The organism is Streptomyces sp. NPDC004752 (genome assembly GCF_053601275.1).
Genome location: NZ_JBSGBN010000215.1, coordinates 7,510 through 10,063, shown reverse-complemented (window position 1 = coordinate 10,063; position 2,554 = coordinate 7,510). Strand labels below are relative to the sequence as shown.

2 protein-coding genes are annotated in these 2,554 nt (G+C 74.1%); one reads left to right on the top strand and one right to left on the bottom strand.

Annotated features, from left to right (window positions below):
* Nucleotides 1–1,753 (bottom strand): bifunctional lysylphosphatidylglycerol synthetase/lysine--tRNA ligase LysX (gene lysX, locus ACWEKM_RS44420; protein WP_451627001.1); only part of this gene is annotated, 1,753 nt, incomplete at its 3' end.
* 90 nt (nt 1,754–1,843) lie between these two features.
* Between lysX and ACWEKM_RS44415 the strand changes: the two genes are divergently transcribed.
* Nucleotides 1,844–2,314 (top strand): universal stress protein, encoded by a 471-nt coding sequence (locus tag ACWEKM_RS44415; protein ID WP_451627000.1) that lies wholly within the window; start codon nt 1,844–1,846, stop codon nt 2,312–2,314.
* Nucleotides 2,315–2,554 lie beyond the last annotated feature (240 nt).

Below are 2,554 nucleotides of genomic sequence, written 5' to 3'. Positions count from 1 at the left end.
CGGCGCCCGGGTGTCCCTTCCCCCACAGCTTGCGCAGCGACGGTACGGCGACGAAGCCCTCGGCGATGCCGGAGGCCAGGCCGATGCGGGCGAGGGAGGCGGCCTCGCCGTAGCAGATGAAGCGCGGGTACCACTCGGGGTGGTACTTGGCGTTGGATCGGTACAGGGCCTCCAGCTGCCACCACCGGGAGAAGAACAGCAGCATGCGGCGCCACAGCCGCAGCACGGGCCCGGCGCCGATGCGGGCGCCCTCCTCGAAGACCGAGCGGAAGACCGCGAAGTTCAGGGAGATCCGGCGCACGCCGAGCTTGGGGGCCGCCGCGCACAGCTCGGCGACCATGAACTCCATGACGCCGTTGGGGGCGCCGCGGTCGCGGCGCATCAGATCGAGGGAGACGCCGTCGGTGCCCCAGGGCACGAAGGAGAGCAGGGCGAGCAGCCGGCCGTCCGCGCCGAGCGCCTCGACGAGCAGGCAGTCGCCGTCCGCCGGGTCGCCGAGCCGGTCCAGGGCCATGGAGAAGCCGCGTTCGGTCTCGGTGTCCCGCCAGGCGTCGGCCTTGTCGACGACTTCCTCCATCTCCGCCTCGGTCAGTGCCGCGTGGCGACGGACGCGGCAGGTGGCTCCGGTACGGCGGACGCGGTGCACTGCCTGGCGGGTGACGCGCATGTCGCGGCCGTCGAGGTCGAAGCCGGCCACGTGCAGGATCGCCTCGTCGCCGAGTTGGAGGGCGCCGAGCCCGGCGCGCGCGTAGGCGGTGGCGCCGGCCTCGGAGGCGCCCATCACGGCGGGCGCCCAGGCGTGCCGACGGGCCATGTCGAGCCAGGCGGCGATGGCGTGTGGCCATGCCTCGCGGTCGCCGACCGGGTCGCCGCTGGCCAGGCAGACCCCGGTTTCGACGCGGTAGGTGACAGCCGCCTTGCCGCTGGCGGTGAAGACGACGGCCTTGTCGCGCCGGGTGGCGAAGTAGCCGAGGGAGTCGTCCTCGCCGTGGGCCTTCAGGAGGGCGCGGATGCGGGCCTCCTCGTCGCCGTGCAGGGCCGCTTCGAGGCGCTGCGAACGGAACAGTGCGGCGGCGGCGTTGAGCAGGGCGAGCGCGCCGAACAGGCCCAGCAGGAAGGTGACCGGGCGGGGCGGGCGGCCGTCGAAGGCCGTGCCGGAGACCAGTCCGCCGCAGACCCGGGCGGCGGCCCAGGCCAGGTGTTGTCCGGGCGGCAGGGTGCCGGGGAACAGCGCGACCAGGCCCCAGCCGAGCAGGATCGCCACGACGAGCCCGGCCAGCAGGACGCCGAGCGCCCGCCACACGGCACCGCGCCGGGAGGCGGCGTAGAACTCCCCGCGGGCCACCACCAGCAGGATCAGCGCGAGCCCGCACACCACCAGGGACGGGATCGACTCGGCGTACAGGTCGACCGCGAGGCCCAGCACGTCGGTGAGGACGACCAGGCCGAGGTAGACCACGACCAGCCACCAGGCGGCCCGTTTGCGGGCGGCGGTCGCGGCGGCCAGCAGGAACAGGAAGACGGCGTACGCGAGGTTGGCGCTGACCGGGACGAACAGCAGGTCGAGGGTGCGGGCCAGCGGACGGAGCAGGACGCGCAGCGGGGCGCTGACCGCCAGGAGGGCGCAGAGCAGGGCGAGGGCGCCGAAGAAGGCGGCGAAGCCCTGGGGCACCCGGCTGAGGAAGCGGTCCGCGGGCGGCGGTACGGGGCCCGCGGTGTCCTTCCCCTGGGCGGCCTGAGCGGTGGCACTCATGGTTCCGACTCTAGGAACCGCGGGGGCCGCTCGCCCGTCGAAGGCTCCCGGAGGGGGGCGGGACCTGCGGTTTCCGATAACCTCACGGCCGTGACGGAACAGCACGAGCAGCATGCGCACAGGTTCGAACGGGGCACGGACGGGCCGAAGGTCATCGTGGTCGGGGTGGACGGCTCCGAGTCCTCGCTGCGGGCCGCGGCCTATGCCGCGGGTCTGGCCCGGCGGCAGCACGCGCTGCTCGCCGTCGTCTATGTGCAGCCGGTGCTGGCCGCGGGGGCCGCGCTCGGAGCGCCGGTGGCGGAGACGACGGACGAGATCGCCGAGGACCTCGCCGCCCAGATCCGTGAGTCCGCCGAGCGGGTCAAGGGGATATTCGATATGCGCTGGGAGTTCCACACGTTCCGTGGCGACCCCTACAACGGCCTGGTGAAGGCGGCCGACGAGCTCAAGGCGGACGCGGTCGTGGTGGGCGCGTCCGAACAGGCCGGTCACCGGATCATCGGCTCGGTGGCGATCCGCCTGGTGAAGGCGGGCCGCTGGCCGGTGACGGTGGTGCCTTAACCGGTCCCCCTGCACACCGCCCCGCACCGCCCGAGCTGCTCCGCCCGGGCTGCTCCGCGTCAGAACCGCGGACCTGGGACCGGTGACCGGGCGAGGCCGTATCTCCCGGACGCACGCCCGGACCGAGCGAGCGGCGCGACGCCGGACCCACGAAGACGCGGCCTTGCCGCGACGACCCGACCGACCGACCCGGCCTGACCGATCACGGCCCGACCGACCCGATCACGGCCAGGCCGCCCC